Source organism: Providencia sp. Me31A, assembly GCF_050487165.1.
GTDB lineage: Bacteria > Pseudomonadota > Gammaproteobacteria > Enterobacterales > Enterobacteriaceae > Providencia.
Window position 1 is genome coordinate 14388 of the sequence record NZ_JBKQGZ010000016.1, and the last position, 24517, is coordinate 38904.

The following is a 24517-nucleotide window of genomic DNA, read 5'->3' on the forward strand; positions in this document are numbered from 1 at the left end:
ACTTATCGCTTGAAGAATGACGAGGAAAGCTTATACTGAAATCTCTTGTCGGAGTGCCTAGCATGCTAATGCATCAGGCTGAGACCGTTAATTCGGGATCCGCGGAACCTGATCGGGTTAATACCCGCGAAGGGAACAAGAGTAATCATTTAGCGCAATTCTCACTGTTCTTACTGGTGATAAATTAGCCGCAATATCTTTTTATTACTCCTCCGAACTCCTGACAAGCAACTTTCTTTCGATAAACCCGCTTCACATTAACCTGTGATAGCCGTGACAATGTCAGGAAATTGCTATGTCCAATAATACACAACAAAACGTTATCCCTACTGCAGATTTATCGCCACAAGCGGCACCAGCTCGCACTCGCAAAGCACAAAGAGATGCTGCAGAAAACTATATTAATACTCTTTCAGGAGTTTCATTTCCCAATTCAAAACGTATTTATTTACAAGGTTCTAGGGACGATATTCAAGTCCCCATGCGTGAAATACAGCTTTCTCAGACCCTACTTGGAGGAGACAAAGATAACCCACAATTCGAAGATAACGAACCGGTTCCTATCTACGACACATCGGGTCCTTACGGCGATCCGGCATCCAAACTAAACGTCCACAAAGGCCTCAAAAAAATAAGAGCGCCGTGGATCAATGAACGAGCAGACACGGTTACTGTTGAAAATCTCAGTTCAGACTTCACACAGCAACGCCTTGCTGATGCAGGGCTTGACCACTTACGTTTCAACAACCGCCCCCATCCATTAAAAGCGCAAGATAATAAATGTGTGACCCAATTACATTACGCACGCAAAGGTATCATTACGCCAGAAATGGAATTTATCGCCATTCGTGAAAATATGGGGCGCGAGCGCATTCGAACTGACGTTCTACTGCAACAGCATTCAGGGCAATCTTTTGGTGCAAACTTACCTGAAAATATTACCCCTGAGTTCGTACGTCAAGAAGTTGCAGCTGGCCGCGCTATCATTCCAGCCAATATTAACCATCCAGAATCAGAGCCGATGATTATCGGTCGCAATTTCTTAGTCAAAGTGAATGCTAATATCGGTAACTCATCCGTGACCTCATCCATTGAAGAAGAAGTGGAAAAACTGATTTGGTCAACGCGTTGGGGAGCAGATACGGTTATGGATTTATCGACGGGGCGTTACATTCACGAAACCCGCGAATGGATTTTACGTAATAGCCCTGTACCTATCGGTACGGTCCCCATCTATCAAGCACTGGAAAAAGTAAATGGTGTTGCCGAAAACCTAACATGGGAAATGTTCCGTGATACGTTGTTAGAGCAAGCGGAGCAAGGCGTCGATTACTTTACCATCCATGCTGGCGTCTTGCTGCGTTACGTGCCAATGACGGCTAAGCGTCTCACAGGCATTGTTTCTCGTGGCGGTTCTATCATGGCCAAATGGTGTCTGTCCCACCACAAAGAAAATTTCTTGTATGAACACTTCCGTGAAATTTGTGAAATTTGTGCCGCTTATGACGTGTCCCTGTCACTCGGTGATGGTTTACGTCCTGGCTCAATCCAAGATGCTAATGATGAAGCCCAATTCTCTGAATTACATACCCTTGGCGAACTCACAAAAATTGCATGGGAATATGATGTACAAGTCATGATTGAAGGTCCCGGTCACGTACCCATGCAAATGATCCGCCGCAATATGACTGAAGAATTAGAACACTGCCATGAAGCACCATTCTACACATTAGGGCCACTGACGACGGATATCGCACCGGGTTATGACCACTTTACCTCGGGTATCGGTGCCGCCATGATAGGTTGGTTTGGCTGTGCGATGTTGTGCTATGTCACCCCTAAAGAGCATTTAGGGCTACCCAATAAAGAGGATGTAAAACAGGGATTAATCACCTATAAAATCGCGGCGCATGCAGCTGATTTAGCCAAAGGGCACCCCGGTGCGCAAATTCGCGATAACGCCATGTCCAAAGCGCGTTTCGAGTTCCGCTGGGAGGACCAATTTAACTTAGCACTCGACCCTGAAACGGCACGTAAATACCACGATGAAACCTTACCACAAGCCTCTGGGAAAATTGCCCATTTCTGTTCCATGTGTGGGCCAAAATTCTGCTCAATGAAGATATCCCAAGAGGTTCGTGACTACGCAGCTAAAAAAGAAGCCGGTATGGAGCAAATGTCTGAAGCATTTCGCGCACATGGTAGCGAGCTTTATCACGGTGCTGAAATTGTCAACACAGAGGTGGCCGATAATGAAAACATTGCCTAACTCCCTTATTGTTCCTGATACCCCCTTCCCAGCGACCGAGCAACGCCTCGGCCTCTACCCTGTCGTTGACTCGGTTGAATGGATTGAACGCCTGCTGAATGCGGGGATTTCCACTATCCAATTACGTATCAAAGACAAAGACGATGCTGAAGTCCGCGATGATATCCAAGAAGCGATTATGTTAGGTAAAAAACATAACGCTCGTTTATTTATCAACGATTATTGGCGACTCGCCGTCGAATTTGGCGCTTATGGCGTACATCTCGGGCAAGAAGATTTAGCCACAACCGATTTATTAGCTATTCACCAAGCAGGGCTACGTTTAGGCGTTTCAACTCATGATGAACATGAACTGGCTATCGCTAAATCCGTTCGTCCTTCTTACATTGCCATGGGGCATATATTTCCTACGCAAACCAAAGAGATGCCATCGTCCCCCCAAGGTCTAGAAACCCTAAAAGCCATGGTTGAAGCCACGCCTGATTACCCAACTGTCGCCATTGGCGGGATCTCAATTGATAAAGTCCCTGCGGTACTGACCACGGGTGTCGGTAGTGTTGCATTGGTAAGTGCAATTACCCAAGCGGATGACTGGCGTGCGGCAACTGAAACATTGTTAAATTTGGTTGAGCGCAATCACTCTTGATATTTAATTAAAAATTATAATATTAGCGCCATTTTATACTAAATAATAATGGCCTAATTATGATAATTCGAAGGGGTCAAATTATGTTGAGTGACCAAGAATTCATGCGTTATAGCCGCCAGCTACTGCTTGAAGATGTTAGCCCTGAAGGGCAACAAAGACTCAAAAATAGCAAAGTGCTAATTGTCGGTTTGGGGGGACTCGGCTCCCCTGCATCACTTTATTTAACCGGGGCGGGTGTTGGTGAATTATGGCTAGCAGACCATGATGATTTACACATCTCTAATTTACAAAGGCAAGTGCTCTACGGCAGCGAAGATATTGCTCAGTCCAAAGCACAACTTGCGGCACAGCGGTTGCAGCAACTCAATCCGTTAGTGAAAACCCATGTTATTGCCCAAAAATTAGACATTGAGACTTTAGTTCCATTAGTTGAACAAGTCAGCCTTGTGCTTGATTGCTGTGACAACATGGCAACTCGCCATGCCGTTAATGCGGCCTGTGTCATGACAAACACCCCATTAGTCAGTGGTAGCGCTGTTGGATTTGGCGGCCAGTTGATGGTTCTTGAACCGCCTTTTAGCTCAGGTTGCTATGCCTGTTTGTACCCTGACCAAGACGAGCCTGAACGTAATTGTCGCACTGCGGGTGTCCTTGGGCCTGTTGTTGGTGTCATCGGTACCTTGCAAGCATTGGAAGCCATCAAACTCCTCGTCGGCCTCCCTTCCTCCCTCAGTGGCAAGCTACGTTTGTTTGATGGGAAGCAGCAACAATGGAATACATTGCAATTAACGCCATCAATGCAATGTCCTGTCTGTAGAGAAGAAACATGCATATCATAATTAATGACCAAACTATGGAATTTGATCCTCCACTAACCATAAACCAATTGTTCGCCGCCCTTGAACGCTCAACAGCGGGAACCGCACTTGCTATCAATCAAGTGATTATTCCCAAAAGTCAGTGGGATTCTCACCTCATTAATGATCAAGATAATATCTTGCTATTCCAAGCGATTGCTGGGGGCTAATGATGTTAAAAATTGCAGATTTTACTTTTCAATCACGCTTGTTTACGGGCACAGGTAAATTTGCCAGCGCCAATCTGATGCAAGAAGCCATTCAAGCCTCGGGTAGCCAATTAGTGACCATGGCGATGAAGCGCATCGATTTGCGGGGAAAAAACGATGGTATTTTACAACCGCTCCAAGAGCTCGGCGTGAAATTATTGCCGAATACTTCAGGGGCTAAGAATGCACAGGAAGCCATCTTTGCCGCCCGACTTGCCCGTGAAGCACTCGGAACCAACTGGGTCAAACTCGAAATTCACCCTGATATGCGTTATCTGCTGCCTGATCCCGTTGAAACCTTATTGGCTGCCGAACAATTAGTCAAAGAAGGCTTCGTGGTGCTACCTTATTGCAGTGCAGACCCTGTGCTATGCCGCCGTCTAGAAGAAGTGGGATGCGCAGCTGTGATGCCACTAGGTGCGCCAATTGGCACCAATAAAGGTTTAGCGACCAAAGAAATGCTGCGCATTATTATTGAACAAGCTAGCGTACCTGTCGTTGTCGATGCGGGCATTGGCGCGCCAAGCCATGCCGCCGAAGCCATCGAAATGGGTGCTGACGCCGTATTGGTGAATACCGCGATTGCGGTGGCTAGGCAGCCTGTATTGATGGCGAAAGCGTTCAAATTGGCCATTGAAGCGGCAGAATTAGCTCAGCAAAGTGGCTTGGCAATGCCTCAGCAGCAAGCTCAAGCCTCAAGCCCTCTGACGCAGTTTCTGGAGGCATTACAATGAAAGAGGGCTTTCGAGCACGCTTAAAACAGCTGGACTGGGATGATACTACGCTACGAATCAACAGTAAGACACCTCAAGATGTAGAACGTGCGCTAGCCAGTCATACCTTAACCTTAGATGATTTCATGGCACTGTTATCCCCTGCCGCCCACCCTTTTGTTGAGTCTATGGCTCAAAAAGCCCAGCAGTTAACTCGCCAACGCTTCGGCCATGCCGTAGGGTTTTACGTGCCTCTTTACTTATCTAACTTATGTGCCAATGATTGTACATATTGTGGCTTTTCGATGAGTAATAAAATCAAACGAAAAACCCTGAATGATGCGGAGATAATAAATGAATGTGAAACTATCCGTAATATTGGCTTTGATAGCTTATTATTAGTCACAGGTGAGCACCAAAGCAAAGTCGGGATGGACTACTTTCGTCACACATTCCCTATTATTCGCCAATACTTTAGCTCGTTGATGATGGAGGTACAGCCATTAGATACGGATGAATACAAAGAATTAAAAACCCTCGGGCTTGATGGTGTGATGGTTTATCAGGAAACCTACCATGAACCGACTTATCAACTGCACCACCTAAAAGGCAAGAAACAAGATTTCCACTGGCGGCTTGCTACCCCTGAGCGCTTAGGTGAAGCAGGAATTGACAAGATTGGCTTAGGTGCATTAATTGGCTTATCCAATAGTTGGCGTACCGACTGCTATATGGTGGCAGAGCATTTGTTATATTTACAGCAACACTATTGGCAAAGTCGTTACTCTATTTCATTTCCTCGTTTGCGACCCTGTGCAGGCGGTGTTCAACCCGCATCATCGATGAATGAAGCTGAATTAGTGCAACTCATCTGTGCTTTTAGGCTTCTCGCCCCCAATGTGGAGCTTTCGCTCTCGACCCGCGAATCACCCTATTTTCGCGATCATGTAGTTCCACTAGCAATCAATAATGTCAGTGCAGGCTCGAAAACCCAACCTGGGGGATATGCCGATACCAAAGAAGAGCTGGAGCAGTTTTCACCAAACGATAACCGCAGTGCGGCACAAGTAGCACAAGCGTTAGTACAAGCGGGACTACAGCCAGTTTGGAAAGATTGGGACGGCTATTTAGGTCGTTAATAGTTAATGGGCTAACCTCATGTTGTTAGCCCATTAACTCCCCACAGGTTATTTTGCCACAATAATCCTAAGAAATTTTGTCCCAATTAATGGTATTTTCGAGTATTAAAGCCAATATAATCCCCATTAAAAGCCCATTCCCTAACAGAGAACTAAACATTGTAGGAAGCGAATTAAGCACCGCTGCTGGCGCAGACATCAAAAATATACCAATAAAGATAGGCAAGGCGAGGCGATAGATATTACGTGCATTTATTTTTATATCAGCTAGAAATGAAAATGATGAAAACAGTAAAGGTAGATATGTTACTAACATGACAGCACTACCAATAGCTAATGGCAGTGAGCGAAAAAATTGAGTAAGTACTGCAATTCCACCCACACAAAGAAAAATTAAGCTACCAATGCAAAAAGAAATGCGCGAGCTATCTTTCGTTTGCGTAATTAAACCAATAGATGAAACAAAAGGAGAATAAGGCACTACCCCAATTGGCGCAGCTAATAAAGTGACCACACCCGATATAATAAAACTACGTCGATATAGTGATTTTATGGGTAATGAGCTCGGATAGAACACGTCCGTTCCCCGCATAGCACCAAAAGTATTAGAAGTATTGAGTATCCCAGCAAAAATGGCTGTTACCACGATACTAATATTCAGCTCATTAGATCTTCCAAGTGGAAATAGCACCCATTTAGCAGAAGAATCGGAAGGCACTGAACTACCAAATAACACACTATAAGCAACCCAACCCACGATCGTCCCAATTAACAATGCATATTTACTGATACTGGCAGGTAAATAAACAATCATGCCAATAACCAAAATAAGGATCACAAGTGCGAGAGAAAAGATGGGATAATTCACACTCGCCTCAGCGCCACCTGCACCAAAGGGCAGCCCTAACATTCCCTTTAAAAAAATAGTCACCAACTGAGCGCCCAGTAGGAACATAAATACGACTAGCACACCTGGCTTAAATAAACGTGCTAACGCCCCACCAATACCACTTATTCCAATAAGAATGGTAATAATACCAGACAGAAAAATACCAACGGCCAAGCTCCAACCGATTGTTTCAAGCGGTACACCTTGTGTCGACTCTGATAACGTTACCGTTAAAATCGTTGCCCACCACAGCCCTGTTGGCCCTTCCATTATCGAACGCTTATGGCCTAGAAAGGCTTGCAATAAACAGGCAATTGCCGTTAATAAAAAAGAATATTGAGTGATCACGAATGTCGTTTGATCTGATAAATGAAATGCGGATTGTAATGTAGGGGGAATAACGACCGTATTACAAAAAATAAAAAAGAACCATTGAAAACCAGAGATAATATTATTTTTTTTAATGGCTAGATATTGCATATAGTTACCTTTCTTATTTTATTGGCTGCGCAGTTGAGTACATAATATTTAGATTTTTCTATTTATTTAAACCAATTAACTATTTTGATTTTTATATCATGACAAAAAAATAGCTTAAGTACTACATAAAAATACTTAAAATAGCCCTTATTATGCATTATTACTTCTTTATATTTATTAATTTGCTTTATTTGTTCTTAATCAGAACATCACAAAAGTAATTGAATTATTGAACAGTTCAAAAACTGAAGGTATTCAATGAAATCACCGCCCGAAATACGATGATTATTTTTAAGCAGTCAACCGTTTTCATTTTTATTCGCCAATAAAAAATTAAGCGAAAATACTTAACCCCTCATTAATATGGAATAATTACAGAGTAAGGCTCGTTTTAACACCTTACGATATTGGTTTTTTATACTAAAATATAACTATCATAAGAAATTAATATCTAATTAAATTTATATTTATATATTGCAGAATCAAAACATAGAATTAATCATATAAATTAAAATAATTTAATTAATTCAATCTGACATAATGACATTGAAATTTACGATAGGAAGAAATAAAGTTGATTGTTAAATGCAACACACAATAAGAGAAAATTTATTACACTTTAATATCAATGAACTAACAACAAAAAGACAAGAATAGCATAAAGTGGATTATTTTAATTCATTATAAGAATAAAGCTACTATTAATTGTCAATTTTATATTCCATTTATCATTTCTAAAAAAATTAACAAACATAATATTAAAAATGTCTTTATTCATGATAAAAGAATCTTACTGTGAAATGAAATTACACCCACAGATAACACTAATGTAAAATTTATTCCAAGTGATGTCGGAGAATTAAAAGAATGAATATAGTTGACCGTTTTATTTCTTACACCAAAATTAACACCACCACTAATAGGGAAAAAGGTGCTGCTGGGATCATGCCATCATCAGAAGGTCAGCGCGTTCTTGCGAAGCAACTGGTACAAGAGCTGGAAGCTTTAGGCGTTGAGGAGATTAAATTACGTGATACAGCCATCGTCACCGCAACTTTACCTTCTAATCTTGATTATGATGTCCCTACCGTTGCTTTCTTTGGTCACTTAGATACCAGTGCTGAGCAAACGAATGATACTAAAGCACAAATTTTACCATACACTGGTGAAGACCTGTGCATGAACAAAGAGCTTAATATTTATCTGCGTAAGAGCGAATTCCCAGAACTCGAGAACTATATTGGTGATGATATTATTGTCACTGATGGAACCAGCTTATTAGGCGCCGATGATAAAGCGGCAATTGCCTCTATCATGGATATGCTGCAATATTTCAAACAAAATCCAGAAGTAAAACATGGCACTATTAAAATTGGTTTTGTTCCAGACGAAGAACAAGGTTTACGCGGTGCAAAAGTCTTTGATGTGAAAGAATTTGGCGCTGATTTTGCTTATACCCTAGATTGCTGTGGTATTGGCGAGTTGGTATACGAAAACTGGAACGCAGGCGATGCGGAGATAATCTTTACGGGTAAATCTGCTCACCCAATGTCAGCAAAAGGCAAATTAATTAACTCGTTATTAATGGCACAAAAATTTATTGCTATGCTGCCAGGTGGTGAAGCTCCTGAATACACAGAAGGACGCGAAGGTTATTATTGGGTGAAACAAATGTCCGGTAATAGTGCACGTACTGTTTTAAACATGGACGTGCGTGATTTCACCGAGGAAGGCTATCGTACCCGTATGGCTTTCTTGAAAAAATTAGCAGAAAACTGTGAAAGCTTGTGGGGTGAAGGCAGTGTGGAATGCAAGCTCACTGACCGCTATTCAAATGTTTATAACAGCCTACAAGGGGATAATCGTTACCCAATTGATATCGCCGTCGATGCCTACCAAGCTTGTGGTATCACACCGAAAGTGATCCCAATGCGTGGTGGCTATGATGGTGCAGCCTTGTCACAAAATGGCTTACCTTGTCCGAATATTTTTACAGGTGCCCACAACTTCCATTCAATCTATGAATATTTACCAGTAAAATCCCTATATGCGGCAAGCGATGTTTTAAAACAAGTTGTCCAAATCACGGCAGAGCGTTTTAAACCAGGAGCTAAAGCATGATCCCAATTCTAACGGTTCTCATTATCGTTGTTTTGGTTGCTCGCTTTATTTTGAAAGGATACAAAGCTGAACCCGTGTTACTTATTGCTGGTTTAGTTTTAATGATCTGTACCCTAGCCCTTGGCTGGGGGCCTATCCTACCGAAAAATGTCGCAACTACAGGGATAACTTGGCTCGACCCATTCGAAGTAATGCGTGATCTCTTCAGTAGCCGTGCTGCTGATCTCGGCTTGATGATCATGGCGCTGATGGGTTTTGCTCACTATATGGACCATATTGGCGCAAACGAAGCCGTAGTTCGAGTTGCGACTAAGCCATTGAAAAATATGCGTTCACCTTACGTATTACTGTTTTTCTCCTTCTTGCTTGCGAGTATCCTACAATTAGCTATCCCATCAGCAACAGGCTTAGCGGTGTTGTTAATGGGTACCATGTTCCCAATCATGATTGGTTTGGGGCTATCACCTGCTTCTGCGGCTGGGGTTATCGCGACATCCCTTGGTGTTGCCTATACACCAACGGCGATTGATGCTATTCGTGGTGCAAAAGCGGTCGATATGTCCGTAGTTGAATATGTTCTTTATTACCAAGGTCCAGCGGCTTTAGCCACTGTTCTGGTCGTGGGTATTACTCATATTTTCTGGCAGCGCCATTGTGACCGCAAACAAGGCTTTGTCCCTGAGATTGGTAAAGCGGTGCAATCCCACGATAAAGAAGTAACAGCAAAATCAGTCCCTGGCTACTATGCAATTTTGCCGATGCTACCTATCATTATGGCGGTTGGTACATCAAACCTGTTCTTTGACGGCATTCACCTCGATGTTGTTACCATTGTATTGATTGCGATGGCAATTTGTATGGTCATTGAAACAGCACGAGTGCGTAACTTCAAAATGGTCTGCAATGGCTTCCAAACTTTTTTAAATGGGATGGGACATGCATTCAGTAATGTTGTTGGTCTGCTCGTTGCAGCGGGTGTATTTGCTCATGGTATTAAAGTCAGCGGCGCAATAGACCAATTGATACTTGGTGCTGAATCGGTTGGTTTACCCCCATTTGCGATGGCGATCGTCTTCGCTCTCGTGACTCTGGCAGCCGCAATTATCATGGGTTCAGGTAATGCACCATTTCTGGCATTCGTTGAATTAATTCCGCAAATTGCACACAGTATGGGCGTTAACCCTATTGCCATGATCCTACCAATGCAACAAGCCTCACACATGGGGCGAGGTATGTCTCCGGTTGCAGGGGTGATAATTGCCGTATCCAGTGGTGCAAAACTGCAACCTTTTGATGTTGTGAAACGAACAGCGGTGCCATTAATGGTGGGTTTTGTCGCACACTGTGCAATTATTGGCATTTTTTATTAATGACTTTAACCATCAAATAATTAAAGCGGGGAACCATTCCCGCTTTTTACTTTACAACGACCTTTCTATTTTAGTGTTTAAACTGGCAACCTGCTTGGTGATCATGCTTAATATCTCGAGCAACAAGAGTCTATGGTTTTTTTTATAATATCGGATAGAGTATTTACTGTATTAATAATGAGAGGCAAGTTTTCACAAACGGAATCACATTCTGCAAACCTTCTATCTGTTTTTACCGGAGGGGTTAAGCTATCACACAATATTTCCTGTAGCACCAGCGAAAAATTCGCAATACCCGTCGTATAAATATACGCTCGCCCATCGGTTTCTTTCGCTAAACGTTCATATTCTCTGGTCACATTGTCTCTATCTGCTAAGGTTGGAAAGCGATCCAGATTGGTTAGGCTATCATCCGGTGTTCCTTGATAGGTATACACTTTAATTCCTAAATCTTGAGCGACTGAGATAGCTTCATTATTTTTGGCAATTGCAGCACGAGTAAGAATGCCCCCGCCCCCATCCATTCCTTCATCACCCAAAACAAAAATAGCCCGACGAGCGTCATCTCGCCAATCAAAGTGTTTACTAATATCAATAACCGCACGACATAAATCTTCTTTATTTCCTGCGTGGTCTCGCCCATCGGCTTCTTTAAATGGTACTCTGGCTTGTAAGTCCCGTTCGTTCACCCCTCTCTTTATGAGATATTCACTGGCAGATTGATCAAATTTTGTATTTGGCCAAGTCCCTTCTATACCTAAAAATGTTGCACGAAGATGCGATGGACATTTTGCTGATGCAGCTTCTATCGTGGCGTCAATCTGCTTGCTTAAATCCCCAGCTTCGTCAGACATCGAACCACTTGTATCAATGACCACCACTAAATCTAATGCAATTTGCCCATTACCTGTCACAATTTGAGATGTATTTATTTCCCCTAATGAACGCGATAATACTTCTTGATAATTAGAGATATTTGCTTGGTTATTATTCTCAGGTTCATTTATTTTATTTCTATCCATTCTATATTCCTTTTATTCATTACTATTGAATAAGCTAAATAATGATTTTTATTTTTTGGTTATTCACCGGAGCCTCTATCGCTGTTGAGGCATTCTATTATCACTATTTTTTACTTATCAACATATTACAAAAATAGAAATGCCTATTACGCATTCAGATAGATAAAAAACAAAATTGTTCTAATATAAATTTTATATTTAAAATATTTAGTTAAATAAACCCAACAATTAAAATAGATAAAAATATTAATAAATATTGCTAGTATTGTAATATTTTATTGTTATTTATTTTGTATTAATTTAGAAATAAAAAAACCGGTACCTTTCGGTACCGGTTTCTATCCGGTTCACACAGTAAAATCAGAAATTAGTTCTGGTTATCACTGCTGAAACCTGCGTTGAGCAATTCAGCTAAATTCGCTGTTGCTTCATCAGCACTCACTTGTGGTGCATCTACAACATCATTCAAGTGGCGACGACGGATACGGTCTTGGTGATACGCAAAACCAGTACCTGCTGGGATCAGACGTCCAACAATAACGTTTTCTTTCAGACCACGCAGTTCATCACGTTTACCAGCAACTGCTGCTTCAGTCAGTACGCGCGTCGTTTCTTGGAACGATGCTGCTGAGATAAAGGATTCTGTTGCCAGAGATGCCTTAGTAATACCCAACAGGTCACGAGCAAAGTTAGCTGGAATTTTACCTTCAGATTCCAGTTTACGGTTAGAAACTTTAACACGTGAGTACTCGACTTGTTCACCTTCGAGGAATTCAGAACTTCCTGCATCCGCGATAGTGACTTTACGCAGCATCTGACGAACGATAACTTCAATGTGTTTATCGTTAATCTTAACGCCTTGTAAACGGTAAACTTCCTGAACCTCGTTAGTGATATAACGTGTAACTGCATGTACACCACGCAGACGCAGAATATCGTGTGGAGATTCTGGACCATCGGAAACCACGTCACCGCGTTCAACGATCTCACCTTCGAATACGTTGAGCTGACGCCATTTAGGGATCATCTCTTCGTATGGATCACTACCATCTAATGGTGTGATAACCAGACGACGTTTTCCTTTGGTTTCTTTACCAAACGAGATAATACCGCTGATTTCAGCCAAGATTGCCGGCTCTTTCGGACGACGTGCTTCGAACAAGTCAGCTACGCGTGGTAGACCACCCGTGATATCTTTCGTACCCACAGACTCTTGTGGAATACGCGCTAAAGTATCACCGACATTGATTGCGATGCCATCATCTAACTGAACAATTGCTTTACCCGGTAAGAAGTACTGAGCAGGCATGTCTGTGTTAGGGATAAGAACATCGTTACCATTCGCGTCAATTACACGCAATGCTGGACGCAGGTCTTTACCACCACTGGTACGTTCCGCAGTATCCAGAACAACGATTGAAGACAGACCGGTTAACTCGTCAGTCTGACGCGTCATTGTTTGACCATCAAGCATGTCAGAGAAGCTGATAATACCCGATACTTCACTGACGACTGGCATGGTATGTGGGTCCCAGTTCGCAACAGTTTCACCGCCCGTTACTGCGTCGCCATCGCCTTTCGTCAAGTGCGCACCGTAAGGGACTTTATAGCTTTCTTTTGTACGACCGAATTCGTCAATCAGACGCAGTTCTGTATTACGTGATGTAATAACCAGTTTGCCTTCTGAATTCGTAACGAATTTTGCGTTAACCAGTTTCAGAGTACCGGTGTTACGGACTTGAATGCTAGATTCTGCCGCCGCACGAGATGCCGCACCCCCGATGTGGAACGTACGCATCGTTAACTGTGTACCCGGCTCACCGATTGACTGTGCTGCGATAACCCCGATAGCTTCACCTTTGTTGATGATATGACCACGAGCAAGGTCACGACCATAACAGTGAGCACACACACCGAAGTCTGTTTCACAACTTACAACTGAACGAACTTTAACGCTGTCAACAGAGTTAGCTTCTAACAGGTCACACAGTTTTTCGTGCAGTAATGTATTACGTGGAACCAGAATGTCCGCAGTTCCTGGGATCAGGATATCTTCTGCAGTCACACGACCCAGTACACGCTCACGCAGTGGTTCTTTAACGTCGCCACCCTCGATAACCGGAGTCATCAGGATACCTTCGTGAGTTCCACAGTCGTCTTCAGTCACAACCAAGTCCTGTGCTACGTCAACTAAACGACGAGTCAGATAACCGGAGTTCGCTGTTTTCAATGCGGTATCGGCAAGACCTTTACGCGCACCATGCGTAGAAATAAAGTACTGGAGAACGTTTAGACCTTCACGGAAGTTTGCCGTGATTGGTGTTTCAATGATGGAGCCATCTGGCTTAGCCATCAGACCACGCATACCCGCTAACTGACGGATCTGAGCGGCAGAACCACGAGCACCGGAGTCGGCCATCATAAAGATACTGTTGAAAGAAACTTGCTGTTCTTCTACGCCATCACGGTTAATAACCGCTTCGGTAGACAAGTTTTCCATCATCGCTTTAGCAACACGTTCGTTTGCCGCTGCCCAGATATCGATAACTTTGTTATAACGTTCGCCTGCTGTAACCAGACCAGACTGGAACTGTTCCTGAATTTCTGCAACTTCCGCTTCAGCTTCGGCGATAATTCCAGCTTTTTTCTCTGGAATAACCATATCGTCGATACCAACCGATGCACCAGAGCGTGCCGCATAGGCAAAACCGGTATACATGATTTGGTCAGCAAAAATTACTGTTGGTTTCAGACCCAGCACACGGTAACAGGTGTTCAGCATTTTAGAGATCGCTTTTTTGCCTAACGCTTGGTTAACCAGCGCATAAGGCAGACCTTTCGGTACGATCATCCATAAAATGGCACGACCAACAGTGGTGTCAACTAACCCAGTATTGATAGTGATGTTACCTTCCGAATCTTTCACTTCTTCAGTGATACGGACTTTAACGCGGGCATGCAATGAAGCATGACCTGAACGGTAAACACGCTCTGCTTCTTTAGGACCGGATAATACCATGCCCTCGCCTTTCGCGTTTACACAGTCACGAGTCATGTAGTAAAGACCCAATACAACGTCCTGAGAAGGAACGATGATAGGCTCACCACTTGCTGGTGACAGGATGTTGTTGGTTGACATCATCAACGCACGTGCTTCTAACTGAGCTTCCAGAGTCAGAGGAACGTGTACCGCCATTTGGTCACCATCGAAGTCGGCGTTATATGCCGCACAAACGAGTGGATGCAATTGGATAGCTTTACCTTCGATAAGAATAGGTTCAAAAGCTTGGATACCCAGACGGTGAAGTGTTGGTGCACGGTTCAGCATAACTGGGTGCTCACGGATAACTTCATCCAAGATATCCCAAACAACCGCTTCTTCGCGCTCAACCATTTTCTTCGCAGCTTTGATGGTTGTTGCCAGACCACGTAATTCTAATTTGCCATAGATAAATGGTTTAAATAATTCAAGAGCCATTTTCTTCGGCAGACCGCACTGATGCAGACGCAGGTATGGACCTACGGTGATAACAGAACGACCTGAGTAGTCAACACGCTTACCAAGTAAGTTCTGACGGAAACGACCCTGTTTACCTTTGATCATATCTGCCAAAGATTTCAGAGGACGTTTGTTAGAACCTGTGATTGCGCGACCACGACGACCGTTATCTAACAGGGCATCAACGGCTTCTTGCAGCATACGTTTTTCGTTACGTACGATGATATCTGGCGCAGCCAGATCCAGAAGACGTTTCAGACGGTTATTACGGTTGATTACGCGACGATACAGATCGTTCAGATCTGATGTTGCGAAACGACCGCCATCGAGTGGAACTAACGGACGCAGATCTGGTGGTAATACAGGTAACACGTTTAAGATCATCCACTCTGGTTTGTTACCAGATTGAATGAATGCTTCCAACAGTTTGATACGCTTAGTCAGCTTCTTACGCTTGGTTTCAGAGTTAGTTTCGTTTAACTCTTCGCGCAGCGTTTCACACTCGTTCTCAAGATCGAGGTTTTTCAACAGGCCTTGGATTGCTTCCGCACCCATTTTCGCATCAAATTCGTCACCGAACTCTTCCAGCGCATCTAAATATTGCTCTTCTGTCAGAATCTGTGCACGCTCAAGGCTGGTCATACCGCCTTCAACAACCACATATGATTCAAAGTACAGAACGCGTTCGATATCACGCAGTGGCATATCAAGCAGCAAACCGATACGGGATGGCAGTGATTTTAAGAACCAAATGTGTGCAGTCGGAGATGCAAGTTCAATATGCCCCATACGCTCACGACGGACTTTGGTCTGTGTAACTTCAACGCCACACTTCTCACAAATCACACCACGGTGTTTTAAACGTTTGTACTTACCGCACAGACATTCATAGTCTTTTACTGGCCCGAAAATACGCGCACAGAAAAGGCCGTCACGCTCAGGTTTGAACGTACGGTAGTTAATGGTTTCTGGCTTTTTAACTTCACCGAATGACCATGAACGGATCATATCAGGTGATGCCAGAGCAATTTTGATAGCATCAAACTCTTCGGTCTTGGTTTGCGCTTTCAGAAACTTAATTAAGTCTTTCACAAAATGCTCCTGTCGGAGTTAGACCTGTTAGGTGAGTGTTCAAAGCCACTCTCCCCAAATCCCAGTGCTTACATGTGCCGAAAGGCGAACCTTCCGGCACAAAACGAATTACTCGTCTTCCAGCTCGATGTTGATACCCAGTGAACGGATTTCTTTCAGCAATACGTTGAAAGACTCCGGCATTCCAGGTTCCATCTGATGGCTGCCATCGACGATGTTTTTGTACATCTTCGTACGGCCGTTAACGTCATCCGATTTAACTGTAAGCATTTCTTGAAGAGTATAGGCTGCACCGTATGCTTCCAGTGCCCACACTTCCATCTCCCCGAAACGCTGACCACCGAACTGCGCTTTACCACCCAGCGGTTGCTGAGTAACCAAGCTGTAAGAACCTGTTGAACGGGCGTGCATCTTATCGTCAACCAAGTGGTTCAGTTTCAGCATGTACATATAACCAACGGTAACTTGACGCTCAAATTTCTCGCCAGTACGACCGTCGAATAATGTGATCTGACCTGAAGTTGGTAGACCACCCAGTTTCAGCAGTTCTTTGATTTCTTTCTCTTTCGCACCATCAAACACTGGTGTTGCAATTGGCATACCTTTTTTCAGGTTCTCAGCCAAACGCATAACTTCTTCGTCAGAGAAAGTGTTCAAGTCAACTTTCTGGCGTGGATCATCACCTAAATCGTACGCTTTTTGGATAAATTCACGCAGTTTGGCAACTTCTTCTTGCTGTTTAAGCATCGCATTGATTTTCTCACCAATACCTTTCGCTGCCATCCCCAAGTGGGTTTCCAAAATCTGACCGATGTTCATACGTGATGGTACGCCCAGTGGGTTCAGAACGATGTCAACTGGGTTACCATTTTCATCGTAAGGCATGTCTTCAACTGGGTTGATTTTTGAGATAACACCTTTGTTACCATGGCGTCCCGCCATTTTATCACCCGGTTGGATCTGACGTTTAACAGCCAGATAAACCTTAACAATTTTCAGTACACCAGGTGCTAAGTCATCACCTTGGGTAATTTTACGACGTTTCGCATCGAGTTTTTTCTCGAACTCAGATTTCAGTTCGTCGTACTGTTCAGCTAATTGCTCTAACTGGTTTTGCTTCTCTTCATCAGCTAAAGATAACTCTAACCAACGGTCGCGAGGCAATTTGTCCAGTTTTTCAGCTTCAATTCCGCCATTAACCAGTACAGAACGGATACGAGCAAACAGACCTGCTTCGAAAATACGCAGCTCTTCTGTTAAGTCTTTCTTCGCATCACGTAACTGAGTTTCTTCGATCTCTAATGCACGTTTATCTTTCTCTACACCGTCACGGGTAAATACTTGTACGTCAATAACCGTACCAGAAACGCCGTTAGGAACGCGTAAAGAAGAATCTTTAACGTCTGATGCTTTTTCACCGAAGATAGCACGTAACAGTTTCTCTTCTGGCGTTAATTGAGTTTCACCTTTAGGTGTTACTTTACCAACCAGAATGTCGCCGCCTTTCACTTCTGCACCGATATAAACGATACCGGATTCATCCAGTTTAGACAGAGCAGCTTCACCGACGTTTGGAATATCCGCAGTGATTTCTTCAGGCCCCAATTTCGTGTCACGCGACACGCAAGAGAGCTCTTGAATGTGAATAGTTGTGAAACGGTCTTCTTGAACAACACGCTCAGAAACTAAGATGGAGTCTTCGAAGTTATAACCATTCCACGGCATGAACGCCACGCGCATGTTTTGACCAAGTGCTAACTCACCGAGGTCTGTTGAAGGACCATCCGCTAACACGTCACCACGTTCAACTGGTTCGCCTAAAGATACACAAGGCATCTGGCTAATACAGGTATTTTGGTTAGAACGAGTATATTTAGTCAGGTTATAAATATCGATTCCCGCTTCGCCCGGATACATCTCATCTTCGTTAACTTTAATGACGATACGAGAAGCATCAACGTACTGAACTGAACCACCACGTTTAGCAACAGCAGTAACACCTGAGTCAACCGCTACCGCACGTTCCATACCAGTACCAACCAATGGTTTGTCAGCACGTAAAGTAGGAACCGCTTGACGTTGCATGTTCGCACCCATCAATGCACGGTTGGCATCATCGTGTTCAAGGAATGGGATCAGTGACGCACCAACAGAAACAACCTGTTGAGTCGAAACGTCCATATATTCAACCTGATCACGGCTGAATAAGCTTGATTCACCTTTGTTACGGCAAGTAATCAGTTCTTCAACGAAGCTACCATCATCACCTAAAACGGTATTCGCCTGAGCAATGATGAAGTTACCTTCTTCAATTGCAGACAGATAGTGGATTTCGTCTGTCACTAAACCATCGCGAACTAAACGGTATGGGGTTTCTAAGAAACCGTACTCATTGGTCTGTGCATAAACAGATAATGAGTTGATCAGACCGATGTTCGGACCTTCAGGCGTTTCGATTGGACAAACACGACCGTAGTGAGTTGGGTGAACGTCACGGACTTCGAAGCCTGCGCGCTCACGCGTCAAACCACCTGGGCCTAATGCAGAGATACGACGTTTGTGCGTAATTTCAGACAGTGGGTTGTTCTGGTCCATAAATTGGGACAGCTGGCTAGAACCAAAGAACTCTTTCACTGCGGCTGAAATTGGTTTCGCGTTGATCATATCTTGTGGCATTAATGCATCGAGGTCGCCCAGAGAAAGACGCTCTTTCACTGCACGCTCAACACGAACCAGACCTACACGGAATTGGTTCTCAGCCATTTCGCCAACGGAACGAATACGACGGTTACCTAAGTGGTCGATATCATCCACTTCGCCTTTACCATTACGGATATCAATGAGTTTACGCATAACATCAATGATGTCTTCTTCACTCAGGATACCTGAACCTTCGATTTCTTCACGGTTCAATGAACGGTTGAACTTCATGCGACCTACTGCAGACAAGTCGTAACGATCTTCAGAGAAGAATAAGTTATCGAACAGGTTCTCAGCAGCTTCGCGTGTTGGTGGCTCACCAGGACGCATCATGCGGTAGATTTCTACCAATGCACTCAGACGATCGTTAGTTGGGTCGACACGAACGGTTTCAGAAATGTAAGCACCGTGGTCTAGGTCATTAGTAAACAATGTTTCGATTGTTTTATGACCTGACTGGCTCAGACGCGCCAACATATCTAAAGAAAGCTCCATGTTCGCTGCACAAATCAGCTCACCGGTGCTTTCATCAATATAGTCTCTAGCAACAACTTTACCTGCGATATATTCAACAGGCACTTCAATGCTATTGACTTCTTCTTTTTCTAACTGACGAATATGGCGAGCAGTGATACGGCGGCCTTTTTCTACATAGACTTTACCGTTCGCTTCGATATCAAAAGAAGCAGTTTCACCACGCAGACGCTCAGGGACCAACGTCATCATCAGTTTGTTATCGCGGATTTGGAATACAGTTTTTTCGAAGAACAGATTTAAGATTTCTTCAGTATTGTAATCCATTGCACGTAGAATAATGGTCGCAGGTAATTTACGGCGACGGTCAATACGTACAAACAGGTTATCTTTCGGGTCAAATTCGAAATCAAGCCATGAACCACGGTAAGGGATAATACGTGCGTTATATAACACTTTACCTGAAGAGTGTGTTTTACCTTTATCGCTGTCAAAGAATACACCTGGACTACGGTGTAACTGAGAAACGATAACACGCTCAGTACCGTTGATAACGAAAGTTCCGTTTTCAGTCATGAGTGGAATTTCACCCATGTAAACTTCTTGTTCTTTGATGTCTTTAACAGTACCTTCCGGTGCTTCACGCTCATAAACGATGAGGCGTAATTTCACACGTAAAGGCGCAGAGTAAGTTACACCGCGAATTTGACATTCTTTAACATCAAAAACAGGCTCGCCTAAACGATAGCTGACATATTGTAATTCAGCATTACCGCTATAGCTCTGAATTGGAAACACAGAACGGAAAGCTGCTTCCAGCCCATTCTGGCCATCTGGATCTTGCTCGATAAACTTCTGGAACGAGTCAAGTTGGATAGAAAGGAGATAAGGTATATCCAGAACTTGTGGACGTTTACCAAAATCCTTACGAATACGTTTTTTCTCGGTATAGGAGTAAACCATTGGTTTCCTCAGCTCGTTGATCAGTGACCCAAGTGGTTAGCTCTTAAAGTAAGAGACTGAACCGCAACGCGTTTTTATATTAGAAACGGAAAATGAATACTTTCCTTAATACTCATTGCTATTACTCTTAAATCATTTCATTGCGTTACTTTTGCTACCGAGCTACCCGAGTGGGTCGTAACTAAGAACACAGTATATTAAGTCGTCAATAGAAAGAAGTATTGGAGGGTTGTTGTTAACATTAAAACTGCGTGAAAAGCTGTTAACACCCATCACGCTTTACAGCGCAAAAAGGCTGGTGATTAAAAAATCACCAGCCATCAGCCTAATCAAATTAGGCTGCGTTCTTGTAATTGAACTTATTTAAGTTCAACAGAAGCACCTGCTTCTTCAAGAGATTTTTTCAGAGCTTCAGCTTCATCTTTGCTTGCAGCTTCTTTAATAGTAGCTGGAGCAGATTCTACCATATCTTTAGCTTCTTTCAAGCCAAGGCCGGTTGCACCGCGAACTGCTTTGATAACTGCAACTTTGTTACCGCCAACAGCTGACAGTACAACGTCGAATTCAGTTTTTTCTTCAGCAGCTTCAGCAGCAGCACCTGGAGCAGCAGCAACAGCTGCAGCAGCAGAAACGCCGAATTTTTCTTCCATCATAGTAATCAGTTCAACAACGTCCATTACAGACATTTCTGCAACTGCATCAAGGATTTGGTCTTTAGTGATAGACATAACAAGTGTTCCTAAAATTCAGAAATAGTTTATACGTTAAAAAGCAACGAAGGAAAGGGCTTATGCAGCTTCTTTCTGATCGCGCAGAGCAGCCAGAGTACGAACCAATTTGCCGGCAGCGGCTTCTTTCATGGTTGCCATCAGGCGTGCGATTGCTTCATCGTAAGTTGGGAGAGTTGCCAGACGATCGATATCTTTCGCTTGGATTAACTCACCTTCAAAGGCCGCAGCTTTAATCTCAAATGCTGGATTCGCTTTCGCGAACTCTTTGAACAGACGAGCGCCAGCGCCCGGATGTTCGTTAGAGAAAGCAATTAAGGTAGGACCGACAAACACGTCTTTCAGTACATCGTAAGAAGTACCTTCAACAGCACGGCGAATCAGTGTGTTACGAACAACACGGATATAAACGCCAGCTTCGCGACCTGCTTTACGCAGTTCAGTCATTTTTGCTACAGTTACGCCGCGTGAATCAGCAACAACTGCAGAAAGCGCGCCTTTGGCTACTTCGCTGACTTCAGCAACAATCGCTTGTTTGTCTTGAAGATTTAGTGCCATTAGCTTCTTGCTCCTGGATTAACCGGGAAACCCCGGGACTCACATCACTCAAACACAACATGTGTTGAGCGCTAAAACACGGTGAGCAGAATAGAAATCCAGAATTAAATTCTAGGTATCTCTGTCACCGTCTACGCAGGTAAATTAAGTAGCTATTATAACCACACCTGCGGTCTTGGACGGGGTCTGGAAAGGCCAGACTCCATACCGAAATTTGTGGTTTGTTGGATACATTTCTATACCCAACAAACTCAAGGCGTCAAATTTTATACAAAATTGACGCAAAGGTAAAGTCTAATTACCCATTAGCCGAGGCTATGGAAATTAAACTGTTGCTGACAGACCTGCTTGGTCGATAGCAACACCTGCACCCATAGTGGTTGACAGGCTAACTTTCTTGATGAAAACACCTTTAGCAGAAGCTGGTTTTGCTTTTTTCAGCGCAATCAGCAGAGCTTCTAAGTTTTCTTTCAATTTGTCAGCGTCGAAATCAACTTTACCAATAGTGGTGTGGATGATTCCGTTTTTGTCGTTACGATAACGAACCTGACCTGCTTTAGCATTGTTAACAGCTTCAGCAACGTTTGGCGTTACAGTACCAACTTTCGGGTTTGGCATCAGACCACGTGGGCCTAAAACTTGACCTAATTGGCCAACAACGCGCATTGCATCTGGAGAAGCAATAACAACGTCAAAGTCCATTTCGCCAGCTTTGATTTTATCAGCCAGATCTTCCATACCAACCAGTTCAGCGCCAGCAGCTTTAGCAGCTTCAGCATTTGCGCCTTGTGCGAACACAGCAACGCGAACTGAACGGCCAGTACCGTGTGGCAGCACAGTTGCACCACGAACGTTCTGATCAGATTTACGAGCATCAATGCCCAGGTTAACAGCTACGTCAACGCTTTCTACGAATTTAGCAGTCGCTAATTCTTTCAGCAGTGCAACGGCTTCATTGATGTCATACTGTTTAGTTGCATCAACTTTTTCACGAATATTGCGCATGCGCTTAGTCAGTTTAGCCATTGTATTAGTCCTCCACGACCAGGCCCATGGAACGAGCAGTACCTTCAATTGAACGCATCATCGCGTCAATATCAGCACCAGTCATGTCCGCAGCTTTAGTTTCAGCGATTTCGCGAATCTGAGCAGAGGTAACTTTACCAACTTTATCTTTGTTAGGCTTGCCTGAACCAGACTTAACGCCAGCTGCTTTTTTCAGCAGAACTGCTGCAGGTGGAGTTTTGGTAACGAAAGTGAAAGAACGGTCTGCGTAAACAGTAATAACAACTGGAATTGGTAAGCCTTTTTCTAGGCTGTCTGTTTTTGCGTTAAACGCTTTACAGAATTCCATGATGTTAACACCTTGTTGACCCAGAGCTGGACCAACTGGTGGACTTGGGTTCGCCATACCAGCTGCAACTTGCAGCTTAACGTAGGCTTGAACTTTCTTAGCCATGATATTTCCTCTAGATGGGTGATAGCGCCTTACGGTTTGCAAGGCTCCCCGTTACATTAAACATGCCTCGGTCATTTTAAGCTCAATTAAGATGCCCAAATAACCAAAACATAAAAACAAAAGGCGCGAAATTGTAGTCAAATTTCACGCCTTTTGCAAGTCAGTTTGTCGTTTAAATTAGGCTTTTTCGACTTGGCCAAAATCCAATTCGACTGGAGTTGCACGACCAAAGATAGAAACAGAGACTTTTAAGCGGCTCTTTTCATAATCAATTTCTTCAACAACACCGTTAAAGTCAGCAAATGGACCTTCACTAACACGAACCATCTCACCCGGCTCAAACAGTGTTTTCGGACGTGGTTTATCACCAACTTGTTGTAAACGGTTCATAATGGCATCAACTTCTTTATCGCTAATTGGAGCTGGGCGATCTGACGTTCCACCAATGAACCCCATTACACGAGGTACACTACGTACTAAGTGCCAAGAGTCATCGTTCATGACCATTTGGACTAAGACATAGCCTGGGAAGAATTTACGTTCACTCTTACGGCGCTGACCGCTACGGATTTCAACAACTTCTTCTGTTGGAACCATAACTTCGCCAAAAGAATCTTCCATAGCATGTAATTTGATATGTTCACGTAAAGATTGTGCTACGCGACCTTCAAAACCAGAGAATGCCTGAATGACATACCAGCGCTTTTTAGGTGAATCGGACATTTAGAATAACCTCAGGCTTGTAATAAATGAAACTAAACGCACCAGGATACCATCTAATCCCCACAGTATTAATGACATAACTGCCGTTACTGCGGCAACAATCAATGTAGTTTGTAATGTTTCCTGGCGAGTAGGCCAAATGACTTTTCTCATCTCAACGCGAGCTTCGCGTGCAAACGCCAGTGTTGCTTTACCTTTTGTTGTCCATAAAGCGACAGCACCTGCAATAGCGACCACAGCCACAACTGCAAAAGCACGCAGCGCGAGATTATATTGACGGAAGTAATAGTTGCCAACAACAGCAATAATTAATAGGGCACAGACAATGACCCACTTGAAGATGTCTGCACTACGTCCACTTCCTTGAGCTTCGCTATTCGCACTCATAATTCAACCTGTTACCATGAAGTATGTACAAAGCCTGCTTGCTTACAAAGGTAAAACAACCAAGCCAAACCAATAGAATATGCCAACATATCCCACAATTACTACAAACCAAGCCCGTAAAATTTAGTTGGGATATCAATAACATCACCTGCGATTTAAAGCAATTAGCCTTGTTAATGGAGGTAATTAGCGGTATCCGTTCTGCAAATACGACCC

Annotated in this window: 18 protein-coding genes and 1 riboswitch; of the genes, 8 read left to right on the forward strand and 10 right to left on the reverse strand. The window is 43.5% G+C overall.

What is annotated here, in order from left to right; all coding sequences use genetic code 11:
- Positions 1-39 precede the first annotated feature (39 nt).
- Positions 40-152, forward strand: a riboswitch (TPP riboswitch).
- Between the two features lie 143 nt (positions 153-295).
- The 6 genes from thiC to thiH all read left to right on the forward strand — a co-directional run bounded on the left by thiC (position 296) and on the right by thiH (position 5836).
- Positions 296-2269, forward strand: coding sequence for a phosphomethylpyrimidine synthase ThiC (thiC, locus tag ACLPIE_RS14045; RefSeq protein WP_430262421.1), 1974 nt, complete (start codon positions 296-298; stop codon positions 2267-2269).
- Positions 2253-2915 carry a thiamine phosphate synthase gene (gene thiE / locus ACLPIE_RS14050; protein ID WP_430262422.1) on the forward strand — a complete coding sequence of 221 codons (663 nt, stop codon included), beginning with the start codon at positions 2253-2255 and terminating at the stop codon, positions 2913-2915. The genes thiC and thiE overlap by 17 nt, the downstream gene beginning before the upstream one ends.
- Positions 2916-2998: 83 nt before the next feature.
- On the forward strand, positions 2999-3757 hold the full coding sequence (locus tag ACLPIE_RS14055; protein WP_430262423.1) for a HesA/MoeB/ThiF family protein: 759 nt from the start codon (positions 2999-3001) through the stop codon (positions 3755-3757).
- Positions 3745-3945, forward strand: coding sequence for a sulfur carrier protein ThiS (gene thiS, locus ACLPIE_RS14060; RefSeq protein WP_430262424.1), 201 nt, complete (start codon positions 3745-3747; stop codon positions 3943-3945). The genes ACLPIE_RS14055 and thiS overlap by 13 nt, the downstream gene beginning before the upstream one ends.
- Before the next feature lie 2 nt (positions 3946-3947).
- Entirely contained in the window at positions 3948-4718 is a 771-nt protein-coding gene (locus ACLPIE_RS14065; RefSeq protein WP_430262507.1) for a thiazole synthase, read from the forward strand.
- The gene (gene thiH / locus ACLPIE_RS14070) at positions 4715-5836 is read left to right on the forward strand and encodes a 2-iminoacetate synthase ThiH (RefSeq protein WP_430262425.1); all 1122 of its coding nucleotides are present in this window, start codon (positions 4715-4717) and stop codon (positions 5834-5836) included. Before ACLPIE_RS14065 ends, thiH begins: the two co-directional genes overlap by 4 nt.
- Positions 5837-5903: 67 nt before the next feature.
- Here the strand turns inward: thiH and ACLPIE_RS14075 are convergent, their stop codons facing one another.
- Positions 5904-7205, reverse strand: coding sequence for a uracil/xanthine transporter (locus tag ACLPIE_RS14075; protein WP_430262426.1), 1302 nt, complete (start codon positions 7203-7205; stop codon positions 5904-5906).
- Between the two features lie 867 nt (positions 7206-8072).
- Between ACLPIE_RS14075 and pepT the strand changes: the two genes are divergently transcribed.
- The gene (pepT, locus tag ACLPIE_RS14080; protein ID WP_430262427.1) at positions 8073-9326 is read left to right on the forward strand and encodes a peptidase T; all 1254 of its coding nucleotides are present in this window, start codon (positions 8073-8075) and stop codon (positions 9324-9326) included.
- Positions 9323-10696, forward strand: a complete 1374-nt coding sequence (gene dcuC, locus ACLPIE_RS14085) for a C4-dicarboxylate transporter DcuC (RefSeq protein WP_430262428.1) — start codon at positions 9323-9325, stop codon at positions 10694-10696. The genes pepT and dcuC overlap by 4 nt, the downstream gene beginning before the upstream one ends.
- Before the next feature lie 107 nt (positions 10697-10803).
- Here the strand turns inward: dcuC and ACLPIE_RS14090 are convergent, their stop codons facing one another.
- The 9 genes from ACLPIE_RS14090 to secE form a co-directional block, all read right to left on the reverse strand.
- Entirely contained in the window at positions 10804-11718 is a 915-nt protein-coding gene (locus tag ACLPIE_RS14090) for a VWA domain-containing protein (RefSeq protein WP_430262429.1), read from the reverse strand.
- A gap of 367 nt (positions 11719-12085) precedes the next feature.
- Entirely contained in the window at positions 12086-16309 is a 4224-nt protein-coding gene (rpoC, locus tag ACLPIE_RS14095; RefSeq protein ID WP_430262430.1) for a DNA-directed RNA polymerase subunit beta', read from the reverse strand.
- A 108-nt stretch (positions 16310-16417) separates the two neighbouring features.
- Complete coding sequence (rpoB, locus tag ACLPIE_RS14100) at positions 16418-20446, reverse strand: DNA-directed RNA polymerase subunit beta (RefSeq protein ID WP_430262431.1); 4029 nt, start codon at positions 20444-20446, stop codon at positions 16418-16420.
- Positions 20447-20805: 359 nt separating this feature from the next.
- On the reverse strand, positions 20806-21174 hold the full coding sequence (gene rplL / locus ACLPIE_RS14105; protein WP_430262432.1) for a 50S ribosomal protein L7/L12: 369 nt from the start codon (positions 21172-21174) through the stop codon (positions 20806-20808).
- 60 nt (positions 21175-21234) lie between these two features.
- Positions 21235-21732, reverse strand: coding sequence for a 50S ribosomal protein L10 (gene rplJ, locus ACLPIE_RS14110; RefSeq protein WP_102140205.1), 498 nt, complete (start codon positions 21730-21732; stop codon positions 21235-21237).
- A gap of 324 nt (positions 21733-22056) precedes the next feature.
- The gene (rplA, locus tag ACLPIE_RS14115) at positions 22057-22758 is read right to left on the reverse strand and encodes a 50S ribosomal protein L1 (protein WP_430262433.1); all 702 of its coding nucleotides are present in this window, start codon (positions 22756-22758) and stop codon (positions 22057-22059) included.
- Between the two features lie 4 nt (positions 22759-22762).
- Positions 22763-23191 carry a 50S ribosomal protein L11 gene (gene rplK / locus ACLPIE_RS14120; protein ID WP_042849046.1) on the reverse strand — a complete coding sequence of 143 codons (429 nt, stop codon included), beginning with the start codon at positions 23189-23191 and terminating at the stop codon, positions 22763-22765.
- 177 nt (positions 23192-23368) lie between these two features.
- Positions 23369-23914, reverse strand: a complete 546-nt coding sequence (nusG, locus tag ACLPIE_RS14125; RefSeq protein WP_004264378.1) for a transcription termination/antitermination protein NusG — start codon at positions 23912-23914, stop codon at positions 23369-23371.
- On the reverse strand, positions 23915-24301 hold the full coding sequence (secE, locus tag ACLPIE_RS14130) for a preprotein translocase subunit SecE (protein ID WP_430262434.1): 387 nt from the start codon (positions 24299-24301) through the stop codon (positions 23915-23917).
- Between the last annotated feature and the right edge of the window lie 216 nt (positions 24302-24517).